This is a genomic window from Glutamicibacter sp. AOP5-A2-18 (assembly GCF_052446055.1).
Lineage (GTDB): Bacteria > Actinomycetota > Actinomycetes > Actinomycetales > Micrococcaceae > Glutamicibacter.
Genome location: NZ_JBQSVW010000001.1, coordinates 2534573 through 2556865 on the forward strand (window position 1 = coordinate 2534573; position 22293 = coordinate 2556865).

Here is a 22293-nt window from a genome sequence, read left to right on the forward strand (position 1 = left end):
TAGTTTTCTGCAACCCTGCCGTTATTCAATGATCAGTGCAGCAACGGCGCTGATTTCAATCAAGGCACCCGGGATACCCAACCGAGAAACAAACGCTGCGCTCACCAGAGGTGGTTGGTCAGATGCCAGTTCAGGACTGATAGCCGCATAAGCGCCATTTATATCTACGCCATCAACCAGCAACACGTTCCACTGCACCACATCGTTAAACGTCGCTCCGGTTGCGGCTAGCGCGAGCTTGGCATTGTGCAACGCATATTTTGCCTGTTCCGCGACGCTATCTTCACCGATCAGTGAGCCATTCGCGTCAACAGCATTCTGTCCACCAAGATAAATCGTGCTGGCCCCCGGCGGGACGATAGCCACATGGCTGAAAGCTGGGGAATGGACAAGCCCCTTCGGGCGTAGCTTCTGAAGTGATTCCATAATTCAGTGTCATATCGCTGGACTTCGGGGTCAATACAGAATTGCTTTGAGCTGTCCTTTCAAGGTGTTGGGTACGTCATCCAACATTGACGAGATCCGTGTCATTGATTCGAACGCGTACCTAGCCGTTAGATTCTAGTGGTGGCGCAAGACTTACCGCATGAATAGTAGCTACGAAACTCAGGGATCAAGAACTTTGGCCCTCCGCGTGAACAATGCCGGCCACGGTATCAACCAAGAAGTTGCATTCCCACGACTCATTACCAGCAATGACCGCGCAAAGTACCTCAGCAGATCCTCGTTGAATGTCAGCTGATGTGAGGGTGTAGGTCGGAGTGAAAAACTCGATGCTCTCTGTCGGAGGCACCGTTGTCGTTGGGAATTGCTGCGCCAGATCACCATCAAGGTTTCCACGTAGCGAAACCGTAAGCAAGGTATCGCTCGCATTGGAATATCGCCCGGTAAACGCAAGAATATCTCCTGCGCGAAGTCCCCGCGTTGGCGGCCCATAATTTGCATCTTGAGCCTGCCTGGTACCGAGAATCTGTTCACCACCCATGTATCCCTGCCCTACCTCTTTCCACGCGTGGCGGCCCCACTGACCGGCATTGGCGGAGATGACATGAAAATCGCCCACATTGACCCATTGCTCTGGTTGCCCGGGAGTAATGGAACGCAACACCGTGATGAAAGAGCTGGTTTCTTGCTCCGAATATGCGTCAGCGGCCCGGTGCAGTGCACTGTGGCTGAGCGCGGCTGGTTCTAGCCGGGCAAAGACAATATTCGTGTATCCATTTTCTTCAAAAAGAACACCGAGTGATCCATCCGCAAGACGCGTCCCTGTGGAATAGGCGGAACTCCCCGGACAGATCGTTGCTACCGGCTGCCAATGCTCCCCTTCATCAAATGAAACGTTCAGGACTGTATTACGGCGCAGAGAAGCATCGCGGTTATTTGTGGACAGCAGGATAGGATTTTGCATTTCGTTTGCGAACGAAAATATGCTGCCGTTGTCACCCGGATCTAAGAGTGAAGCTACCGGGATTAGCGGGCCGTAGCTGTGGCCACCGTCGTTAGAGACCGCTTGAAGCCGATGCCCGGGGGCACGTGAGTTCAGCAGTACTCGTCCATCGGAGAGTTCAACAACCTTATTCTCGTTTGCTTCTTCCGCCGTGGACTCGCCAAGTATCCAGGTTTCTCCGTGATCATCGGAATAGGCCGAAGCTGCCTTGATCAATCCGTTTTCAAGTATCACCATTTGTTGCAACAGCCGGCCAGCAAAAGGAGCTTGGGTTAGTTGAATTCCAGCGCCTGCGGCGGCAAAAATGCCAGTGATGCCTGGGCGCTTGAGCTGTTGAGTAATTCTGCGATATTGCCAGCTGCATCCGTCATCATCCGAATACGCTAGATCCACGTGCTGTACTGCGTCTTCGGGCTCGGTTCCTTCGGCGGATTCGAAAAATCCTGCGTGAGTTCCTGCAGCGTGGAAGCAGAAGATTCGAGAGGTCTGCTGGTCCACAATCAGGCTGGGGTCACCAAAGCCTTGTAGGCCTGTGCCGGTTCGAATGCTTTGCTGTGGTCCCCATGAAAGCCCATGGTCGCTACTTCGCCGAAGTAATAGGTCGATAGTATTCGGCAAGTCATCAAGATTTGGGCGCCCGTCATAGGCTGCAAGCACGGTACCAGCAGTCGTGACGGCCAAGGCCGGGATACGGTACTGACGGTGTCCGTCCACTCCACGAGTTGCCAATATCTGCGAAGAAAAGCATGGGGATCGATCTGTCATGATCTATGTTTACCGGCTCAGAATGCTAGTTCCAATTTCTGCTTGATCTCATGACGTACTTATCGGTAATGCCTTGAGACGATAGGACCACATAAACGCAGAAATGCCCCGAACTCTCCTTTCGAAGTGTTCGGGGCATTCTTCAATCACGAGATCCGTGAAATCGAAGCGAAAGCTTACTTAGCCTTCTCTACGATCTCAACGAGACGCCAGCGCTTGTCAGCAGACAACGACCAAGTAGCAACAAGTACGAATACGACTTGTGTAATCCTTATTTACCGTCTCCGTAAACCGGCGGGATCTATCGATCCTTGCTCAGTTGCATACGCTGCAGCAAGTACTCCGGATTCGGTGCCCCGCTCAACGGCCGTCTAAGAGACGTACCCTGATAAGGCCGAAGCAATTCGTACAAATCAGAATCGGATTCAGCGAGCGAAACGCTAACGGAGATCTCCAAGGTCTCGTCGATGACCAGCGCACCTGTTTCAAATGCCTTATCTACCAAGACGGATAGACAGATTCCATTACTGGGATCCAACCTAATTCTTTTGTCCATGGCCCAAGGAACAATATGAGACGCAATTAAAAATTCAGGAGTAGAAATACCTGTGACAGCACACTTGTAACCGTAGTTGTTCTTGACTTGCTTTGCGAATACGTACTGCGCGCTGCCTCTCGTCTTCGTGGACGAATACTCGTCTTCGACTGCGTAGTCCTTCTCCTCAATCTGTCCCTCAAGTTCCCTTACCAGTCGAGAATCGATTTCGAGACCTTCAGCTACATCATCAGCGCCTCGCCTGACGCTACTCAAAATTCCTTCGATGTACTCAGCAACAACAGTGGGAAGCTTATTCATTCTCATTGGATGAGATTTCAGGCCTTCCCGTATAAGATCAGACAACATTAACTGTCTGCTAGCTGCATGCGGAACGAATGACATCAGCTTCAGATCCGCAGTGAATGCTATGGTCTTCTTCTTGTCCTGTTGCTCCTGCTTTGAACTAGTTGACGTAGCAGCGTAATACGAACTGTCATCTATCTCAGTACTTGGTAGATTCTCTGCCCGAAGCACAGCAGTCAGTCTTTGCTTTGGCTTTCCTGCATAAACGTAGACTGTATCGCCGACCGCAAACTCGTGACGGGCGTAAGGAAAGCGCCAAGTGATCGTACCCAAATCCGAAAGAGCTTCTAGCAGATTATAGTATTTTTCATTTGAGGGAAGGATCCAACTGGTCATGAAGGTCTCTCGCTTATTCCGAATGTTGTCAATTACAAAAAGGCTACCACCCAAGTCGCGCGCTCATTCTGCCGCATGTAAGAATAGCTAGTCGCCCCGACCACACGAAGCCAACGCAGAAATGCCCCGAACTCTTCTTTCGAAGTGTTCGGGGCATTCTTCAATCACGAGGTCCGTGAAATCGAGTCGAAAGCTTACTTAGCCTTCTCTACGATCTCAACGAGACGCCAGCGCTTGTCAGCAGACAGCGGGCGGGTCTCAGCGATTACAACCAAGTCGCCGATGCCGGCTTCGTTGTTCTCGTCATGAGCCTTTACGTTCTTGTTGCGACGCATAACCTTGCCGTAAAGGGCGTGCTTTACACGGTCCTCAACGTCAACGACGATGGTCTTCTGCATCTTGTCGGAAACCACGTAACCACGGAGGGTCTTGCGGTCGTTACGCTCGGTAGCGTTATCCACACCGTTCTCCTTCTCGCTCATTACTTGGATTCCTTCTTGGTTTCTTCAACCGGAACGACGACATCCTGACGAATGCCCAGCTCACGTTCGCGCAGCACAGTGTAAATGCGGGCGATATCGCGCTTGATAGCCTTCAGGTTCGCGTTGCTCTCTAGCTGGCCGGTGGCCGACTGGAAACGCAGGTTGAACAGTTCTGCCTTGGCCTTCTTCAATTCCTCGTTCAAACGAGCAGAATCGAAGCCGTCCAGGGACTCAATGCTAAGGTCTTTAGAACCGAGAGACATCCCTATTCACCACCTTCACGACGCACGATGCGTGCCTTCATTGGTAGCTTGTGGATTGCAAGACGCAATGCCTCTTTAGCTACCTCTTCACTGACGCCACCGAGTTCAAACATGACTCGTCCTGGCTTGACGTTGGCGACCCACCACTCAGGTGAACCCTTACCGGAACCCATACGGGTTTCAGCAGGCTTCTTGGTCAAGGGACGGTCAGGGTAGATGTTAATCCACACCTTACCGCCACGCTTGATGTAACGGGTCATGGCGATACGAGCGGCTTCGATCTGACGGTTAGTCACGTAAGCCGGGGTCAACGCCTGGATGCCGTACTCACCGAACGATACGGTGGTACCGCCCTTGGCAGCACCCGAACGCTTTGGGTGGTGCTGCTTACGGAACTTGACTCGACGTGGGATAAGCATTTAAGCCTCTCCTCCTTCCGCAGCCGGAGCTGCAGCGCCCTTACGATCGTTACGACGACGGCGTTCGCCGCCACGTGGACGATCGTTTCCGCCACCGCGACCACCGCGAGCTGGTGCAGCAGCAGCCTGCTGTGCAGCCAGTTCCTTGGCGGTTACGTCACCCTTGTAGATCCAAACCTTCACGCCGATACGGCCGAAGGTGGTCTTGGCTTCGAACTTGCCGAAGTCGATGTTCGCACGCAGGGTGTGCAGCGGCACACGACCTTCGCGGTAGAACTCCTTGCGGGACATTTCTGCGCCGCCAAGTCGACCGGAGCACTGAACGCGGATACCCTTGGCACCAGCGCGCATTGCCGACTGCATTGCCTTCTTCATCGCACGGCGGAAAGCCACACGTGAAGCAAGCTGCTCGGCGATGCCCTGGGCGACCAACTGGGCCTCCATGTCAGGGTTCTTGACCTCGAGGATGTTCAGCTGAACCTGCTTGTTGGAAAGCTTTTCGAGCTCTCCGCGAATGCGGTCTGCTTCGGCGCCACGACGACCGATGACGATACCTGGACGAGCGGTGTGGATATCCACACGCACACGGTCACGGGTACGTTCGATTTCGACGCGGGCGATGCCTGCACGATCCATTCCCTTGGACAGCAGTGCACGGATCTGTACGTCTTCTTTTACGTAATCCGCGTAACGCTGGCCTGGCTTGCTGGAATCAGCGAACCAGTGCGAGATGTGGTCAGTGGTGATGCCGAGACGGAAACCGTTCGGATTTACCTTCTGTCCCATTTAGTTCTCCCCACCCTTCTGGGTTGAAACAACCACAGTCACGTGGCTGGTGCGCTTCTTGATCTGGAATGCGCGACCCTGAGCACGCGGCTGGAACCGCTTCATGGTCGGACCTTCGTCAACAAACGCTTCGCTGATAATCAGCTCGTCCTCATTGAATGCTTCACCTGCGCGGTCCGCGGCGGCACGGGCGTTAGCCACTGCCGATGCGACAACCTTGTATACCGGCTCCGAAGCTGCCTGTGGGGCAAACTTCAAGATGGCCAGTGCTTCGTTGGTCTGTAGACCACGAACAAGGTTGACGACGCGCCGGGCCTTCATAGGCGTTACGCGGATGTGACGCGCAATTGCCTTGGCTTCCATTGCTATCCTTCTCTCGTCTATCGAAGAAGTGCTAAGCGATACTAGATCCCTTGCGGGGCCTAGCGGCGCTTGCCCTTCTTGTCGTCCTTCACGTGGCCACGGAACGTACGGGTTGGAGCAAACTCTCCGAGCTTGTGACCAACCATAGATTCGGTAACGAACACAGGAATGTGCTTGCGACCGTCATGTACGGCGATGGTGTGTCCCAGCATGTCCGGGATGATCATCGAACGGCGGGACCACGTCTTGATGACGTTCTTGGTGCCCTTATCGTTTTCAGCAACGACCTTTAGGAACAGGTGCTGATCGACGAAGGGGCCTTTCTTCAGGCTGCGTGGCATGTTTCCAGGCTCCTATCGCTTGTTCTTGCCGGTCTTGCGACGACGCACAATGAGCTTGTCGCTTTCCTTATTCGGACGACGGGTGCGTCCTTCACGCTTACCGTTAGGGTTGACCGGGTGACGACCACCGGAGGTCTTACCTTCACCACCACCGTGTGGGTGGTCAACTGGGTTCATGACAACGCCACGAACGGTTGGGCGTACGCCCTTCCAGCGCATACGGCCGGCCTTACCCCAGTTGATGTTGATCTGCTCAGCGTTACCAACTTCGCCGATGGTTGCGCGGCAGCGCACATCAACGTTGCGGATTTCGCCTGAAGGCAAACGCAGCTGAGCGAAGCGACCCTCACGGGCAACCAGCTGAATCGAAGCACCAGCGGAACGAGCCATCTTAGCGCCGCCACCTGGGCGAAGCTCCACAGCGTGAATCACGGTACCAACCGGGATGTTACGCAGTGGCAGGTTGTTACCTGGCTTGATGTCGGCTTCTACGCCGGCTTCAATTGGGTCACCCTGCTTGAGGTTGTTCGGTGCAATGATGTAGCGCTTGGCGCCATCTGCGTAGTGGAGCAGTGCGATACGTGCAGTACGGTTTGGGTCGTACTCAATGTGAGCGACCTTTGCCGGAATGCCGTCCTTATCGTGACGACGGAAGTCGATAACACGGTAAGCGCGCTTGTGTCCGCCACCCTTGTGTCGGGTGGTGATCTTACCGGAGTTGTTACGGCCGCCAGTCTTGGTGAGTGGACGAACCAGCGACTTTTCCGGAGTCGATCGGGTGATTTCTGCGAAGTCGGCTACCGACGAGCCGCGAAGGCCCGGGGTAGTCGGCTTGTACTTACGAATTCCCATTTATTTTAATTCCTCGTTAAAGTGGTCTCCGCTTAGGAAAGCGGACCGCCGAAGATGTCAATCGAGCCTTCCTTCAGGGTGATGATGGCACGCTTGGTACTCTTGCGTGCACCCCACCCGAAGCGGGTGCGCTTGCGCTTACCGACTCGGTTGATGGTGTTTACAGAATCAACTTTGACGTTGAAGATAGCTTCAACGGCGTACTTGATTTCCGTCTTATTTGAGCTAGGTGCCACCTCGAAGGTGTACTGACCTTGATCGATCAGACCGTAGCTCTTTTCCGAAACGACTGGTGCGATGACCACGTCGTGTGGAGCCTTTGAGAACGCGCTCACTTGGCTTCCTCCTTCTGGACCAGGGCATCGAAGGCAGCCTTGGTGAAGACTACGTCATCCGAAACCAGAACATCGTAGGTGTTCAGCTGGTCGACGTACAGAACGTGCACAGCGTCGAGGTTGCGAACCGAAAGGGCTGCAACATCGTTGGCACGATCGATGACGACAAGCAGGTTCTTGCGCTCGGTGAGCGAACGCAAGGTAGCCAGAGCATCCTTGGTCGATGGGGTTTCCCCTGCAACCAAGTTCTCAATCACGTGAACGCGATCGAAGCGTGCGCGATCAGACAAAGCGCCGCGCAGTGCAGCAGCCTTCATCTTCTTCGGGGTACGCTGCGAGTAATCACGTGGGGTTGGACCGTGGACAATGCCACCGCCGGTCATGTGTGGAGCACGGATCGAACCCTGACGGGCGCGGCCGGTACCCTTCTGCTTGAACGGCTTGCGACCTGCACCCGATACCTCGGAGCGGTCCTTGGTCTTGTGGGTACCCTGGCGGGCAGCAGCAAGCTGTGCAACGACAACCTGGTGCAGCAGCGGGACGTTGGTCTGTACGTCGAAGATCTCTGCAGGCAGTTCGACGTTAAGTGCCTTAGTCATTTACTTATGCTCCCTTCACGGCGTTGCGTACGAGAACGACGCGGCCGCGGGCGCCTGGAACGGCACCCTTGATCAGCAGGAGGTTCTTCTCAGCGTCGATAGCGTGAATGGTCAGGTTCTGAGTGGTAACACGCTCAGCACCCATACGACCAGCCATCTTCTGTCCACGGAAAACGCGACCTGGGGTCGATGCGCCGCCGATGGAACCTGGCTTACGGTGGTTCTTGTGAGCACCGTGCGATGCGCCAACACCATGGAAGTTGTGGCGCTTCATAACGCCGGCGAAGCCCTTACCCTTAGAGGTACCTACGACGTCGACCTTCTGGCCGGCTTCGAAGAGCTCTACGGAAAGTTCCTGACCAGCGGTGTACTCGGCAGCGTCTGCGGTGCGCAGTTCTACCAGGTGACGACGTGGGGTTACGCCTGCAGCCTCGAAGTGACCAGCCAGTGGCTTGGTGACCTTGCGAGGATCGATCTGGCCGTAGCCGATCTGAACTGCGGTGTAGCCATCGCGCTCAGCGTTGATGAGCTTGGTGACAACGTTGCTATCAGCCTGCACGACGGTGACAGGAATCAGGTTGTTGTTCGAATCCCAAACCTGGGTCATGCCGAGCTTCGTGCCCAACAGGCCCTTGAAATTACGGGTTGCGGTCATAGTTTTCTCGCCACCTCCCCTTAAAGCTTGATTTCGATGTTGACATCCGCTGGCAGGTCGAGACGCATCAGCGAATCAACAGCCTTCGGGGTCGGATCAACGATGTCGATCAGACGCTTGTGCGTGCGCATTTCGAAGTGCTCACGGCTGTCCTTGTACTTGTGTGGCGAACGGATAACGCAGTACACGTTCTTCTCCGTTGGCAGCGGCACTGGGCCGACTACGGTTGCGCCTGCGCGCGTGACCGTCTCAACGATCTTCCGGGCTGAAACGTCAATGACCTCGTGGTCATACGACTTCAGCCGGATGCGGATTTTCTGTCCCGCCATGGCGTCATGCCTCTTTCTGTTAGCACTATCTAAAATTTCTGTGCCTATATACGGGTTCTTGCGAACCGGCACGCCTTACGCTGCGACTGAATCCGAATAAATCCGGGTTCCTCACCCGCAGGTGGCTCCGACCCCCGAACTCGGGCGTGTCGTGAAATTTTCAGTCACGACAAGACCGCAAAGTTCTCACTTTATCGAGGGCCTTATAGTTTGAAGCAGTTGTATTGATCCCGAACCACAGGCATTATCCTGTGTGAGAGCCAATCCCGGTTGTTCAAACCAGATCCGATTACCCCAACAAAGAGGATCGGGTTGCAATCAAGCAACTTATCTAGTCTGACAGGTCGGCAACGATCGCGCAAATCTTTTATGGCCTTCTAGCCCCGTGATCTTGACCTCACCGCGCCTAAGAGACTGCATTAGACACTGCACTTTTACTCTTCGGGATCTTTGACAGTTGGCTCTTGCCGCACATCGTCTTCTTGCGCAGCTCGCATCCATGGCATCCCCGGCTGCACCGGAGCCGCGCCTGCTGGTTGTTGCGGCTGCGCAGTTGGCTCTGGCATTGACGGATTATTGGCCTTATCCACCTTCACCAATTTGAAGACCGCAGCAACAATCAGGCCCAAGCCAATGATGACTAACCAGAGGAAGGCCAGCTCGCGCAGGAACCACAGCACCGCAACCGTCATGGCGATGGCGCCCCACCAGATCAACAACTTATCCCCTTGTTTCAGGCTCCAGGCTACTAGGGCAGCGAAGAAGATCAAGGCCAAGATCTGTACCACAGGATTGGCGTCCATCAAGGAGAAGATCAAGCTGAGGCTGGCGGCTGTCGCTGCAGAAATCAGATAGATGCGTTCAAGCTGGCGGTCCACGCGCAGATTCCGCCAGATCACCAAGACCACGGCGATGGCGCACAGGTAGAGGCACACGGTGCTGGCCTGCGGCACAGACTCTAGGAATGCGTAGCTACTCAGGCCCAGCAGGGCCGCGAGCACAAAGAGTGCGTCCGGCATATAGGGGCGGAACTTCTCGGGTAGTTCAAAAATGTAGGTAGCTGTTGCCACCGCAAGAATGAGGGCCGCTCCCCCAATAACGCTGAAAGCGCCGTCGGTTTTACTATGCGCAATGAGTCCGGCACCAAATCCAGCCACCATCATCTGCGCGAAGTACAACCGCGCTGCCCCACCCACCGCGTTGTCACTACGGTAGTTTGCTTCAGGATAGGCAGGTACGGGCTGAGCCCACCGTCCATGCGCGGTAGCCAATAGGTAGAAGACCAGCGCGGCAGCTAGCAAAACCCAAACAAGATCCATGGCTTCTAAGGCGTTGGCACCTGAACGATCGCGCAACAGCTTCACCGCACGAATACCGAGGTACGTGATGGTCACACCTGCAGCAATCGCGTACCAAGCACTGCGACGAGTCACAACGAACAGCACCAACACCACAGCCACCAGCAACAGGGCCAGTACTTCGGACCAGGTGCCCAACTGCCACAGCGCAACTGTCATGGCCGGAACGAAGATCCCCACACCGGTAGCTATCGAGAAGTTCTTGTTGGTGCGCAGACGCCATTCGGCCAAGGTAGCCACAAGGACAAGTAGCAACAAGAGCACACTGGCAACATCCTTGGTCCACCACGAAGAGCGGATCCAACCGGTGTTCTGTCCCAAAGCCATTGCTGGAATACAGACCAAGAGGGTTACACCCAAGATTGTCGGCAACATATAGAGCTGCCGAGCAACTGCTAGCTGATGTTGGGCCCAATAGGCGGTTGCCCCGTGTACGGCCCAAAGTAGTGCAGCAAGTAGCAGCGCGCCTCGATCCGGGTCCGGCACACCATACATGTAGACAAACAGGCTGACCGGTTCAAGGATGAGTAAACCGGTGGCAATCCATTGAAGTTCTTGAGACAGAACCTTCGTCTTCAGTGCGTTGCGTACCAGGCGTAGCAACTGCGGAACAACTAGCGAGAGCAGTAGCAGCACGTAGCGTCCGTGGATATCAAACTGGTGAACGTCAACGAACCACCAAACCATGGTACTAAAGAGCACCTGGGCGAAGGTAGCGTTGCGAATTTTCCATGACAGGCGTTGCTCTTGGCGCAAGCTGAGCAGGAAGAAGAGAAGCCCAATGGTTCCAACCACCAGGGCTAGGTACCAGTTCGCTCGGTTGAAGCTGAGTGAGTAGGTCAGCAACAGCATCAGGCTTGCCGCACCTCGAATCGAATCGTTGAGACGCGTCTGCTGGGCAGTCTTGCCCGCAAGCCACCAGCCGGATACTGCGGTGACCACGGCGGTCAGCAGCAAAATAGTGGTAAACCAGCTCACAGAAGAGATACCAACAAGTTGCGCCTGCGCCTCATGTGATACTCCGGTGATACGCCAAGCAACCAAGGTCATTGCCACAACCAGTGCCGAACCGCCCAGACGGATCAACCGGTGCGAATCGTCCTTGACGCTAAGCTCGCCACGCGTTGTGGCGAATGTGGCCAGAACCCAGTAGCCCAACGCAACGAGCGTAAGTCCAACACCCACCGACAACATGAGAGCTAGATCCGAACGCTTGCCAGCGGTTTCCCACAACGTTCCGCCCAGTGCACCACCCAAACTAAGCAGCAGCACCCAGCGAGCGTAGCTCCGCAGCACATTCCAGCCATGGTGGGAACTGCTGCGTATCACCGAGAGCGCGAGAATGCCCAGGGCCAGGCTTGGCAACGGACGCCAGAAATGCTCCGCGAGATCGAGGATAGGTATCAGCGCAAATCCCGGCAACGCGAGGGTTTCAACCCTCGAACGTTTCATCACGCCAAAGATTGTGGCAGTCATCAACAGTGGGATGGCGACGTAACTGATCCAGCCTGTAGTTCCTTCAGTACCAGTGAGGAAGTAGGACAGTGCGGCGGCGTTGAGTGCCAATGCCCATAGTGCTCCACGTTCATAACGCACGTGGGTCGCGCTGATGCCTAGTCGTTGACGGTAGGAAGCTGCATAACGAAGTACCAGCACACCTTGAATGGCTAGTGCTACAGCTACAGTGATAGCCGCGACCGAACCGGTAAATCCTGCATAGTCGCAGGCAGCGACCAGCATGAGCATGAAGCTCAGCCGGGCAGCATACAACCGATACAGCCGGAATTGGCTGAGCAGTTTAACGCTGAGCAGTAGCTGTCCGGTGAGCAAGAAGAAGATCCATAGGTAGTCTCTGCTCGAAAGTTCCGGCAGCAGCACCAGTGCCAACAGTCCTACCAGCGCAGGCAGTAGTTGGGCTGTACTCGAAAGAGCCGTGTAGAACGCAGAGTTACGCACGCGGTCGCTGAAGACAGCCAACAAGAGCAGGACCACCGACAGCGCCAAGAGGAACAGTAGGTAATAAAGCATTCCGCGCTGCAACATCGCAGCTCCAGCCATGGAGGTGCTGACCAGAATGAGTACGGCTACCCATGCCAAGACTCGAGACTTGAATCTAATCGTTGCGTAGCCAACCGCCAGTGTCGAGATTGCAGAGAAGACAAACCAGATCACTGGGCCGGACACATCGAGGGTGTTGTAGGTAGCGATGCCACCCAGTGGCAGCAGCGCCATGCCGGTACCGGCAAAGGCAGCGCCTGCCGGCTTCAAGGAAGATTTGAATGCGTGAGTGAGCAGTCCACCAACGTAGAACACTGCAGCCAGTAAGAAAAGACCAACCAGCTTGAGTACTGGGGGCAAGGCGAAGCTGAGGAATAGTGCGCCAGCGGCAACGATCATCAGGGCGGCTACATACAAGGTGATATTGATATTGCGCAGTTCGCGCTCACGCTTGGTTAGTACCTTGACCGGTTTGGCTACAACAATGGGGCCAGCGGGAATCTTCTCTTGTGGTCTTGCGCCGATGGGCTGCCGTGTCAGATACGGCTGGCCTACCCCAGGAGCTACTGGCTGCGCATAGGAAGTATTTGTTGATGGGGATAGCTGCGGAGTTGATCCATACAGCGGGGCCGCAACAGTATCGGGTGGCGCCTGCCCTTGATCAGCGCGAGTTGATCTGCGCAGAAATTCTTGGGCCGCTTCATAGCCTTGTTGCCAGGCTTCGCGCAGTTGCGCGGAGCCGACGTTGTCTTCTTCGGCTTTACTGCGTCCACGCTTTTGCCCAAGAACGAAGGCTAGAACGATCAGCAAAATCGCGAACAACGTTGAACCGACCATTATCGCCACTCCCCTAGTGATGATCCATTATGCTCACCAATTACACCAGCTTATTGAAATAATCGCTAGCGCAAAATCTTGGGGACACAAAAATCCCCCAGCACCGTAACAGTGCTGGGGGATTTCTCAGATCCGAGGATCTAAATCATCAAGTAGAGACTACTTGGTGATTGCGGTGACCTTGCCCGAACCAACGGTGCGACCGCCTTCACGAATAGCGAAGCCGAGGCCTTCCTCCATAGCGATTGGCTGAATCAGCTCAACCGACATTTCGGTGTTGTCGCCAGGCATAACCATTTCGGTGCCCTCTGGGAGGGTGATAACGCCGGTTACGTCGGTGGTGCGGAAGTAGAACTGCGGACGGTAGTTCGAGTAGAACGGGTTGTGACGTCCGCCTTCGTCCTTCGACAGGATGTAGACGTTTGCATCGAAGTCGGTGTGTGGGGTGATCGAGCCTGGAGCTACGATAACCTGGCCACGCTCAACATCGTCGCGCTTCAGACCGCGAAGCAGAAGGCCACAGTTCTCGCCGGCCCATGCTTCGTCAAGCTGCTTGTGGAACATCTCGATACCGGTAACGGTGGTCTTCTGCACTGGGCGGATACCAACGATCTCAACTTCCGAGTTGAGAGCAAGGGTGCCACGCTCGGCGCGACCGGTTACTACGGTACCGCGACCGGTGATGGTGAAGACGTCCTCGATAGGCATCAAGAATGGCTTGTCACGGTCACGTACTGGATCTGGGATGTAGCTGTCAACAGCTTCCATCAGTTCCTCAACAGCTGCAACCCACTTCTCGTCGCCTTCCAGAGCCTTCAGGCCGGAAACGCGAACAACTGGTGCGTCGTCGCCATCGAAGCCCTGGGAGGAAAGAAGTTCGCGAACTTCCATCTCCACGAGCTCGAGAAGCTCTTCGTCATCAACCATGTCCGACTTGTTCAGTGCAACCATCAAGGTTGGAACACCAACCTGGCGGGCCAGCAGAACGTGCTCGCGGGTCTGAGCCATTGGACCATCGGTAGCAGCAACCACGAGGATTGCGCCGTCCATCTGAGCAGCACCGGTGATCATGTTCTTGACATAGTCAGCGTGGCCTGGAGCGTCAACGTGTGCGTAGTGACGCTTCTCGGTCTGGTACTCGATGTGCGAGATATTGATAGTAATACCGCGCTGGCGCTCTTCTGGAGCCGAGTCGATGTTAGCGAAGTCGCGCTTTTCGTTCAGGTCTGGGTACTTGTCAGCCAGAACCTTGGAGATAGCTGCCGTCAGAGTGGTCTTACCGTGGTCAACGTGACCGATGGTACCAATGTTGACGTGCGGCTTGTTGCGCTCGAACTTTGCCTTTGCCACAAGTTCCTCCTAGAAACATTTACAGAAGACTTTTTTCGTCTGCGCGGTTCGCAAACGAACTTCAATTAGTCTACTGGGGGCGTGGATAATTATGGAAATTTCGGTCCTCTGCGGGCCCTGCATGTGATGCAAATCCCTCGTTGGCCGTTTGCGGGGCCGGCCTCAATGGCGTTGAAACCGGCTCCGCGATCGGCCACTTCCCCACATGGGGGTCACGGCCAAGTTTGGTTCCGAAGCGAATTATTCGCCGCGGGACTTCTGAACGATCTCGTCGGCAACTGCCTTCGGGACCTCAGAGTAGCTGTCGAAGGTCATCGAGTAAACTGCACGACCCTGAGTCTTGGAACGCAGGTCACCAATGTAACCGAACATTTCAGACAGTGGGACGCCAGCCTTGATGACCTTGACGCCTGCAGCGTCGGACATCTCGGTGATCGAACCACGGCGGGAGTTGAGGTCGCCGATAACGTCGCCCATGTACTCTTCCGGGGTACGAACTTCAACGCTCATCAGTGGTTCAAGCAATACAGGGTTAGCGCGGCGTGCGCCTTCCTTGAATACCTGTGAACCAGCGATCTTGAACGCCATTTCCGAGGAGTCAACATCGTGGTATGCACCATCGATGAGGGTAGCCTTCACACCAACCAGTGGGTAGCCAGCCAGGATGCCGTACTGCATTGCTTCCTGGATGCCCTGGTCCACGGATGGGATGTATTCACGAGGAACACGGCCGCCGGTGACGCCATTCTTGAACTCGTAGGTTACGCCGTCAACAACTTCCAGAGGCTCGAACGAGACCTGGACCTTTGCGAACTGACCCGAACCACCGGTCTGCTTCTTGTGGGTGAAGTCAACCTTCTCCACAGCCTTCTTGATGGTTTCGCGGTATGCAACCTGTGGCTTACCAACGTTTGCTTCCACGCGGAATTCGCGCTTCATGCGGTCAACCAAGATGTCGAGGTGAAGCTCGCCCATGCCGCCGATTTCGGTCTGGCCGGTGTCTTCGTTCAACGAAACGGTGAAGGTTGGATCTTCTGCAGACAGCTTCTGAATAGCGGTCGACAGCTTTTCCTGGTCACCCTTGGTCTTTGGTTCGATAGCAACGAAGATCACTGGAGCTGGGAAGCTCATCGACTCAAGAACGATTGGGTTTGCTGGATCACAAAGGGTATCACCGGTGGTGGTATCCTTCAGGCCGATCACTGCGTAGATGTGACCTGCGTGGATCTCGTCAACCGGATTCTCCTTGTTGGAGTGCATCTGGAAGAGCTTGCCAACGCGTTCCTTCTTCTGCTTGGTGGAGTTCAGCAGCTGTGCGCCGGACTCGACCTTACCGGAGTAAACGCGGATGAAGTTGAGCTGACCGAAGAATGGGTGAGCAGCAATCTTGAAAGCCAGTGCCGAGAACGGTGCGTCCTCAGAAGGCTCGCGAGTGAGCTCGATTTCTTCGTTTTTTGGATCGTGACCAACGGTTGCGCCAACATCCATTGGGTTTGGCAGGAAGTCAATCACAGCGTCGAGCATTGGCTGCACGCCGCGGTTCTTGAAGGCCGAACCACAGTAGACCGGGTAGATCTCCGAGTTGATAACCATCTTACGAATGCCGGCCTTGAGCTCATCAATGCTGATCTCTTCGCCTTCAAGGAACTTCTCCATGAGCTCATCCGAGCCCTCAGCGACGTCCTCTACCAGCTTTGCGCGGTATTCCTCAGCCTTTTCCTGCAGTTCAGCAGGAATTTCGCGAGTTTCGTAAGCTGCGCCCATGGTGACGTCGCCCTTGGCGTCGCCTTCCCAAACGAATGCCTTCATGGTCATCAAGTCGACCACGCCGGTGAAATCGTTCTCGGAACCGATTGGAAGCTGCATAACCAATGGCTTTGCACCCAAACGCTTGATGATGGTGTCTACGGTGAAGTAGAAGTCAGCACCCAGCTTATCCATCTTGTTCACGAAGCAGATACGTGGAACGTTGTACTTGTCAGCCTGACGCCATACGGTCTCAGACTGAGGCTCAACGCCTTCCTTGCCATCGAACACGGCAACGGCGCCATCGAGCACGCGAAGCGAGCGCTCCACCTCAACGGTGAAGTCAACGTGGCCAGGGGTGTCGATGATGTTGATCTGGTTCTTGTTCCAGAAGCAAGTAACGGCCGCGGAGGTAATGGTGATACCGCGTTCCTTTTCCTGCTCCATCCAGTCGGTGGTCGACGCACCATCGTGGGTCTCACCGAGCTTGTGGTTCACACCCGTGTAGAAAAGGATGCGCTCAGTAGTAGTGGTCTTACCGGCATCGATGTGGGCCATGATGCCGATATTGCGGACCTTGTTCAGGTCAGTAAGCACGTCCTGTGCCACGTTGTCTCCCTAAAAGGTGAGGCCGGAGTTGCTGGGCATCGGTTGATGCCCAGCTCATCCGAACAGTTCTTACCAGCGGTAGTGTGCGAAGGCCTTGTTAGACTCGGCCATCTTGTGAGTGTCTTCGCGACGCTTCACAGCGGCACCCAGACCGTTCGATGCATCCAAGATCTCGTTCATCAAACGTTCGATCATGGTTTTCTCGCGGCGAGCCTTCGAGTAGCCAACCAACCAGCGCAAAGCTAGTGCGGTTGCGCGTCCTGGCTTAACCTCAACAGGAACCTGGTAGGTCGCGCCACCGACGCGGCGTGAACGAACCTCAAGGGCTGGGCGGATGTTATCCATAGCCTTCTTGAGAGTCGTAACAGCGTCAGTACCGGACTTTGCAGCGGCACCTTCGAGTGCACCGTAAACAATGCGCTCTGCAGTGGACTTCTTGCCATCTACGAGAACCTTGTTGATCAGCTGGGTGACCAATGGGGATTCGAAGACTGGATCAGAAACTAGTGGGCGCTTTGGCGCCGGACCCTTACGAGGCATTACTTACCATCCTTCTTTGCACCGTAGCGGGAACGAGCCTGCTTACGATCCTTAACACCCTGGGTATCCAGAGCACCACGTACAATCTTGTAACGAACACCTGGAAGGTCCTTTACACGACCACCGCGAACGAGCACGATGGAGTGTTCCTGCAGGTTGTGTCCGACACCAGGAATGTAAGCGGTAACTTCGATACCACCGGCAAGGCGCACACGTGCGACCTTACGCAGAGCCGAGTTAGGCTTCTTCGGGGTGGTGGTGTACACACGGGTGCATACGCCACGGCGCATTGGGTTGCCCTTTAGGGCAGGGGCCTTGGTCTTGACGACCTTAGGCGAGCGGCCCTTACGGACCAGCTGCTGAATAGTAGGCACTTTCGTGTCCTTCCATTGTCTAAGTTTGTCGGCACCACGTCATAAGCACTGTTGCCTAGAAGAGTTTCGGTGCTTGGTTCATGGAGCTAGCTGCTTGCTTTACCGCTCAACTAGAATCTAAAAGTCCCTAGGCGTGCGAAAGTGTGGCATTCGTTGCGCAACCTACCCGCAACCCGGACTGAGTCCATTTTGCCACACATAAAACAATTGATTTCAGTCTAGCATTAATCCGCTGCCCCACCATGTCCAGTAACCGAGATCACCCGTGCCCACCGGTTAGTCCATTGAGCAACAAGGAAGATACCAACATTCCCTTGACTCAAATTCAGGCTAACAAGTAGCCCTGAATAACAGCTGAACAGCGGTAGACACACACGTGGCGACAGGCTGAATCTCTAGGAACGGCACCGAAACCCCGGATTGGCGCGGATCCCTGCGGAGATCAGTGCTTCTAGTTGAATATTCCACCAGTAGTATTCACAACTAGTTTCTGTTTTCTTTCAGCAAGTCTGGCACCTGCGCAGCCAGACGCTCCACTCCCCCAATCGTCTACGCTGCTGTAGGCGCAAACGTATCTGCAGGCTCACATCCAGCCGCATCAGGATTGCCTTGTTAAACGCCCAACGCCTGCCCACTTTTTCAAGTGGGCAGGCGTTGGGTCAACTACCTAGCGGTGTCGTTCTTCCGGTTTAGCGGAAATCCGATCCGTGGTCGTAGTCGTCCATCGAGATGGCACGGAATTCAGGCGAAAGCCCACCTTCCAGTGCATCGTCGTACAGACCCGAGGAGAAGGCCGAGGTACCGGTGAACAAAGTTGCCTTTGCTTCGTCGGTAGGCTCAACGTTGACCTGGGTGTAGCGATCCAGACCGGTACCGGCCGGGATCAGCTTACCGATGATCACGTTTTCCTTCAGACCGCGCAGTGGATCTTCCTTACCTTCCATCGCAGCCTGAGTCAGAACGCGGGTGGTTTCCTGGAAGGAAGCAGCCGACAGCCATGAATCGGTGGCAAGCGATGCCTTGGTAATACCCATCATCTCGTCACGGCCGGCAGCTGGACGCTGACCTTCCGAAACGGCCTTGCGGTTCGCAGCGGTGAAGCGTGAACGGTCAGCCAACTCGCCTGGCAGCAAGTCGGTTTCGCCGGACTCGATCACGGTGACGCGACGCAGCATCTGGCGGACGATAACTTCCACGTGCTTATCGTGGATGCCTACACCCTGGGACTGGTACACGTCCTGAACCTCACGGACCAGGAACTTCTGTGCTTCACGTGGGCCGAGGACTCGAAGAACCTGCTTCGGATCCAAGGTACCGGAAGTGAGCTGAGTACCGGCAACGATGTTCTGGCCATCTTCAACCAACAGGCGAGCACGACGCAGAACCGGGTAGGCCTGCTTCTCATCGCCGTTGTCTGGAGTAACCACAACGCGCAGCTGCTTCTCGTCGTCCTCGATCGATACACGACCGGTGACCTCGGACATCGGAGCCACACCCTTAGGGGTACGAGCTTCGAACAATTCCTGAATACGAGGCAGACCCTGGGTGATATCGTCAGCCGATGCCACACCACCGGTGTGGAAGGTACGCATGGTCAGCTGGGTACCAGGCTCACCGATGGACTGTGCAGCGATAATGCCAACAGCCTCACCAATGTCCACGGTCTTGCCGCTGGCCAGCGAACGGCCGTAGCACAGTGCACAGGTTCCAACAGCCGAATCGCAAGTCAGTAAGGAGCGAACGCGGATTTCATCCACGCCTGCGCTGTACAACTCGTCGATCAGTACGTCGCCTACGTCCGAACCGGCGGTAGCCAATACGGTGCCTTCAGCGTTCTTCACGTCTGCAGCCAATGTACGGGTGTAAGCCGAGTTCTCTACGGTTTCGTGCTTGACGCGGATGCCAGCTGAGCTATCAGCAATGGCAACGGTCAAACCGCGCTTGGTACCGCAGTCCTCTTCGCGGACGATAACGTCCTGCGAAACGTCAACCAGACGACGGGTCAAGTAACCCGAGTTTGCGGTCTTCAGTGCGGTATCAGCCAGACCCTTACGGGCACCGTGAGTTGCAATGAAGTACTCCAAAACCGACAGGCCTTCACGGTAGGAAGACTTAATCGGGCGAGGAATAATTTCACCCTTAGGGTTAGACACCAGACCACGAATACCGGCAATCTGACGCAATTGCAGGTAGTTACCACGAGCCTTGGAAGTCACCATTCGGTTAATGGTGTTCAACTCTTCCATGCCGTTCTTCATGGCCTCAGCAACCTCATCGGTAGCCTTGGTCCAAATGTCGATCAGGTCCTGACGACGTTCGGTATCTGCAATCAGACCCTTGTCGTAAGAAGCCTGAACCTTGGCGGCCTTTTCCTCGTAAGGTGCGAGGATGGCTGCCTTGTCCATGTTGGAGGTAATGTCCGAGATAGCAACGGTAACGCCCGAGCGGGTAGCCCAGTAGAAACCAGCATCCTTGAGGTTATCCAAGGTAGCTGCCGCGATGACCTTAGGGTAGCGCTCTGCCAGATCGTTAACGATCTCCGAGAGTGCATCCTTGCCGGCTACGCGAGCAACCCATGGGTAATCCGCAGGCAGGGTGTCGTTGAACAGAACCTGACCCAGCGAGGTCTCCAACAGTGCATCGGTACCTGGCTCCCAACCTTCTGGAGCAGGCTGCTCTTCCGAAGGAACGAAGTCTGGAACGCGAACGCGGATTGGTGCGTTCAGGTGCAGCTCGCCACGATCCTTGGCCATGATGGCCTCGGAGATGGTGGCGAACACACGACCGGCGCCAACTTCGTCAGCACGCTTGGTGGTCAAGTGGTGCAGACCGATGATCATATCCTGCGAAGGCAATGCCACTGGGCGGCCATCGGAAGGCTTCAAGATGTTGTGCGAGGACAGCATCAAGATGCGTGCTTCAGCCTGAGCTTCTGGGCTCAATGGCAGGTGAACTGCCATCTGGTCACCGTCGAAGTCAGCGTTGAATGCGCCACAAACCAATGGGTGCAGCTGCAGTGCCTTACCTTCAACCAGCTGTGGTTCGAAGGCCTGGATACCCAAACGGTGCAGGGTTGGTGCACGGTTAAGCAATACCGGGTGCTCGGTGATGATCTCTTCAAGAACGTCCCAAACCTGTGGACGGTAACGCTCGACCATACGCTTAGCCGACTTGATGTTCTGTGCGTGGTTGAGGTCAACCAGGCGCTTCATCACGAAAGGCTTGAAGAGCTCCAGAGCCATCTGCTTAGGCAGACCACACTGGTGCAGCTTCAGCTGTGGACCAACAACGATAACCGAACGGCCCGAGTAGTCAACGCGCTTACCCAGAAGGTTCTGACGGAAACGACCCTGCTTACCCTTGAGCATGTCGCTCAGGGACTTCAGTGGACGGTTACCTGGACCGGTGACCGGACGGCCACGACGGCCGTTGTCGAACAATGAGTCAACAGCTTCCTGCATCATGCGCTTTTCGTTATTCACGATGATCTCAGGTGCACCAAGATCAAGCAGACGCTTCAGGCGGTTGTTGCGGTTGATCACACGACGGTAAAGGTCGTTGAGGTCCGATGTCGCAAAGCGGCCACCGTCAAGCTGAACCATTGGGCGCAGCTCTGGTGGGATCACTGGAACAGCGTCAAGCACCATGCCACGTGGCGAGTTGCCATTGGCGAGGAATGCGTTAACAACCTTCAGTCGCTTCAGTGCACGAGCCTTCTTCTGGCCCTTGCCGTTTTCGATGATGGTCTTCAGCTCTTCAGCTTCACCGGCGAGGTCGAAGTTTTCCAGACGCTTCTGGATAGCTTCGGCACCCATGGAGCCTTCGAAGAACAGTCCGTACTTTTCACGCATGGTGCGGTACAGGCCTTCGTCACCCTCAAGGTCAGCGACCTTCAAGGACTTGAAGCGATCCCATACTGCACGCAGGCGCTCAGACTCAGCCTTGGCACGCTTGTCGATCTGCAGAACAGTCTTCTCGGCCAGGGTGCGAGCCTTGTTCAGCTCGGCGTTCTTCGCGCCTTCGCCTTCCAGGCGCTCAAGCTCTGCTTCCAAGTCAGCTGCAACAGCCTTCTTGTCAGCTTCGGCGTTGTTTGCCAGGTTGCGCAGTTCCAGATCGTGCTGGGCCTGCAGGTTAGGCATTTCGGCGTGACGACGGTCTTCGTTCACAGCGGTGATCATGTAAGCAGCGAAGTAGATGACCTTTTCGAGGTCCTTCGGAGCCAGATCAAGCAGGTAGCCCAAGCGCGATGGAACGCCCTTGAAGTACCAGATGTGGGTCACTGGAGCAGCAAGCTCGATGTGGCCCATGCGTTCACGACGAACGTTCGCACGGGTCACCTCAACGCCACAACGCTCACAGATGATGCCCTTGAAGCGCACGCGCTTGTACTTACCGCAGTAGCATTCCCAGTCACGGGAAGGACCGAAGATCTTTTCGCAGAAAAGACCGTCCTTCTCCGGCTTCAGCGTGCGGTAGTTAATGGTTTCCGGCTTCTTAACCTCGCCGTAGCTCCATCCACGGATTTCATCCGCGGTGGCAAGGTTGATTCGCATGAGGCCGAATGAGGAATCGTTGGACATATGGTCCTTTTCTCTCTTCTATGGTGTC

Annotated in this window: 20 protein-coding genes; all 20 read right to left on the reverse strand. The window is 55.3% G+C overall.

Features of this window, described 5'->3' with window-relative positions:
- Positions 1 to 21: 21 nt before the first annotated feature.
- Complete coding sequence (locus ACT3RW_RS12175) at positions 22 to 426, reverse strand: RidA family protein (RefSeq protein WP_444613931.1); 405 nt, start codon at positions 424 to 426, stop codon at positions 22 to 24.
- Positions 427 to 613: 187 nt separating this feature from the next.
- Positions 614 to 2212, reverse strand: coding sequence for a sialidase family protein (locus tag ACT3RW_RS12180; RefSeq protein ID WP_444613932.1), 1599 nt, complete (start codon positions 2210 to 2212; stop codon positions 614 to 616).
- Between the two features lie 301 nt (positions 2213 to 2513).
- Positions 2514 to 3503, reverse strand: a complete 990-nt coding sequence (locus ACT3RW_RS12185; protein ID WP_444613933.1) for an HNH endonuclease — start codon at positions 3501 to 3503, stop codon at positions 2514 to 2516.
- A gap of 140 nt (positions 3504 to 3643) precedes the next feature.
- Positions 3644 to 3931: a 30S ribosomal protein S17 gene (gene rpsQ, locus ACT3RW_RS12190; protein ID WP_013349679.1), complete on the reverse strand. Its 288-nt coding sequence runs from the start codon at positions 3929 to 3931 to the stop codon at positions 3644 to 3646.
- Positions 3931 to 4194, reverse strand: coding sequence for a 50S ribosomal protein L29 (rpmC, locus tag ACT3RW_RS12195; RefSeq protein WP_131088783.1), 264 nt, complete (start codon positions 4192 to 4194; stop codon positions 3931 to 3933). Before rpmC ends, rpsQ begins: the two co-directional genes overlap by 1 nt.
- A 2-nt stretch (positions 4195 to 4196) precedes the next feature.
- A complete protein-coding gene (gene rplP, locus ACT3RW_RS12200; RefSeq protein WP_131088784.1) occupies positions 4197 to 4613 on the reverse strand; it encodes a 50S ribosomal protein L16 in 417 nt (138 codons plus the stop codon).
- Entirely contained in the window at positions 4614 to 5399 is a 786-nt protein-coding gene (gene rpsC, locus ACT3RW_RS12205) for a 30S ribosomal protein S3 (RefSeq protein ID WP_315973792.1), read from the reverse strand.
- Positions 5400 to 5762, reverse strand: coding sequence for a 50S ribosomal protein L22 (gene rplV, locus ACT3RW_RS12210; protein WP_022874133.1), 363 nt, complete (start codon positions 5760 to 5762; stop codon positions 5400 to 5402).
- 59 nt (positions 5763 to 5821) lie between these two features.
- Positions 5822 to 6103, reverse strand: coding sequence for a 30S ribosomal protein S19 (gene rpsS / locus ACT3RW_RS12215; protein ID WP_013349684.1), 282 nt, complete (start codon positions 6101 to 6103; stop codon positions 5822 to 5824).
- Between the two features lie 12 nt (positions 6104 to 6115).
- Positions 6116 to 6955, reverse strand: coding sequence for a 50S ribosomal protein L2 (gene rplB, locus ACT3RW_RS12220; protein ID WP_131088786.1), 840 nt, complete (start codon positions 6953 to 6955; stop codon positions 6116 to 6118).
- Positions 6956 to 6987: 32 nt separating this feature from the next.
- Positions 6988 to 7290, reverse strand: a complete 303-nt coding sequence (gene rplW / locus ACT3RW_RS12225) for a 50S ribosomal protein L23 (protein WP_131088787.1) — start codon at positions 7288 to 7290, stop codon at positions 6988 to 6990.
- Positions 7287 to 7889: a 50S ribosomal protein L4 gene (rplD, locus tag ACT3RW_RS12230; RefSeq protein WP_131088788.1), complete on the reverse strand. Its 603-nt coding sequence runs from the start codon at positions 7887 to 7889 to the stop codon at positions 7287 to 7289. The genes rplW and rplD overlap by 4 nt, the downstream gene beginning before the upstream one ends.
- Before the next feature lie 4 nt (positions 7890 to 7893).
- Positions 7894 to 8544, reverse strand: coding sequence for a 50S ribosomal protein L3 (rplC, locus tag ACT3RW_RS12235; protein ID WP_131088789.1), 651 nt, complete (start codon positions 8542 to 8544; stop codon positions 7894 to 7896).
- A gap of 20 nt (positions 8545 to 8564) precedes the next feature.
- Positions 8565 to 8873 carry a 30S ribosomal protein S10 gene (rpsJ, locus tag ACT3RW_RS12240; RefSeq protein ID WP_013349689.1) on the reverse strand — a complete coding sequence of 103 codons (309 nt, stop codon included), beginning with the start codon at positions 8871 to 8873 and terminating at the stop codon, positions 8565 to 8567.
- A gap of 434 nt (positions 8874 to 9307) precedes the next feature.
- The gene (locus ACT3RW_RS12245) at positions 9308 to 13066 is read right to left on the reverse strand and encodes a hypothetical protein (RefSeq protein WP_444613934.1); all 3759 of its coding nucleotides are present in this window, start codon (positions 13064 to 13066) and stop codon (positions 9308 to 9310) included.
- Between the two features lie 159 nt (positions 13067 to 13225).
- On the reverse strand, positions 13226 to 14416 hold the full coding sequence (gene tuf, locus ACT3RW_RS12250; protein WP_444613935.1) for an elongation factor Tu: 1191 nt from the start codon (positions 14414 to 14416) through the stop codon (positions 13226 to 13228).
- A 240-nt stretch (positions 14417 to 14656) separates the two neighbouring features.
- Positions 14657 to 16771 carry an elongation factor G gene (fusA, locus tag ACT3RW_RS12255; RefSeq protein ID WP_444613936.1) on the reverse strand — a complete coding sequence of 705 codons (2115 nt, stop codon included), beginning with the start codon at positions 16769 to 16771 and terminating at the stop codon, positions 14657 to 14659.
- A gap of 69 nt (positions 16772 to 16840) precedes the next feature.
- Complete coding sequence (gene rpsG, locus ACT3RW_RS12260; protein WP_096283700.1) at positions 16841 to 17311, reverse strand: 30S ribosomal protein S7; 471 nt, start codon at positions 17309 to 17311, stop codon at positions 16841 to 16843.
- Entirely contained in the window at positions 17311 to 17685 is a 375-nt protein-coding gene (gene rpsL / locus ACT3RW_RS12265) for a 30S ribosomal protein S12 (RefSeq protein WP_047119685.1), read from the reverse strand. The genes rpsG and rpsL overlap by 1 nt, the downstream gene beginning before the upstream one ends.
- 689 nt (positions 17686 to 18374) lie before the next feature.
- The gene (locus tag ACT3RW_RS12270; protein WP_444613937.1) at positions 18375 to 22265 is read right to left on the reverse strand and encodes a DNA-directed RNA polymerase subunit beta'; all 3891 of its coding nucleotides are present in this window, start codon (positions 22263 to 22265) and stop codon (positions 18375 to 18377) included.
- Between the last annotated feature and the right edge of the window lie 28 nt (positions 22266 to 22293).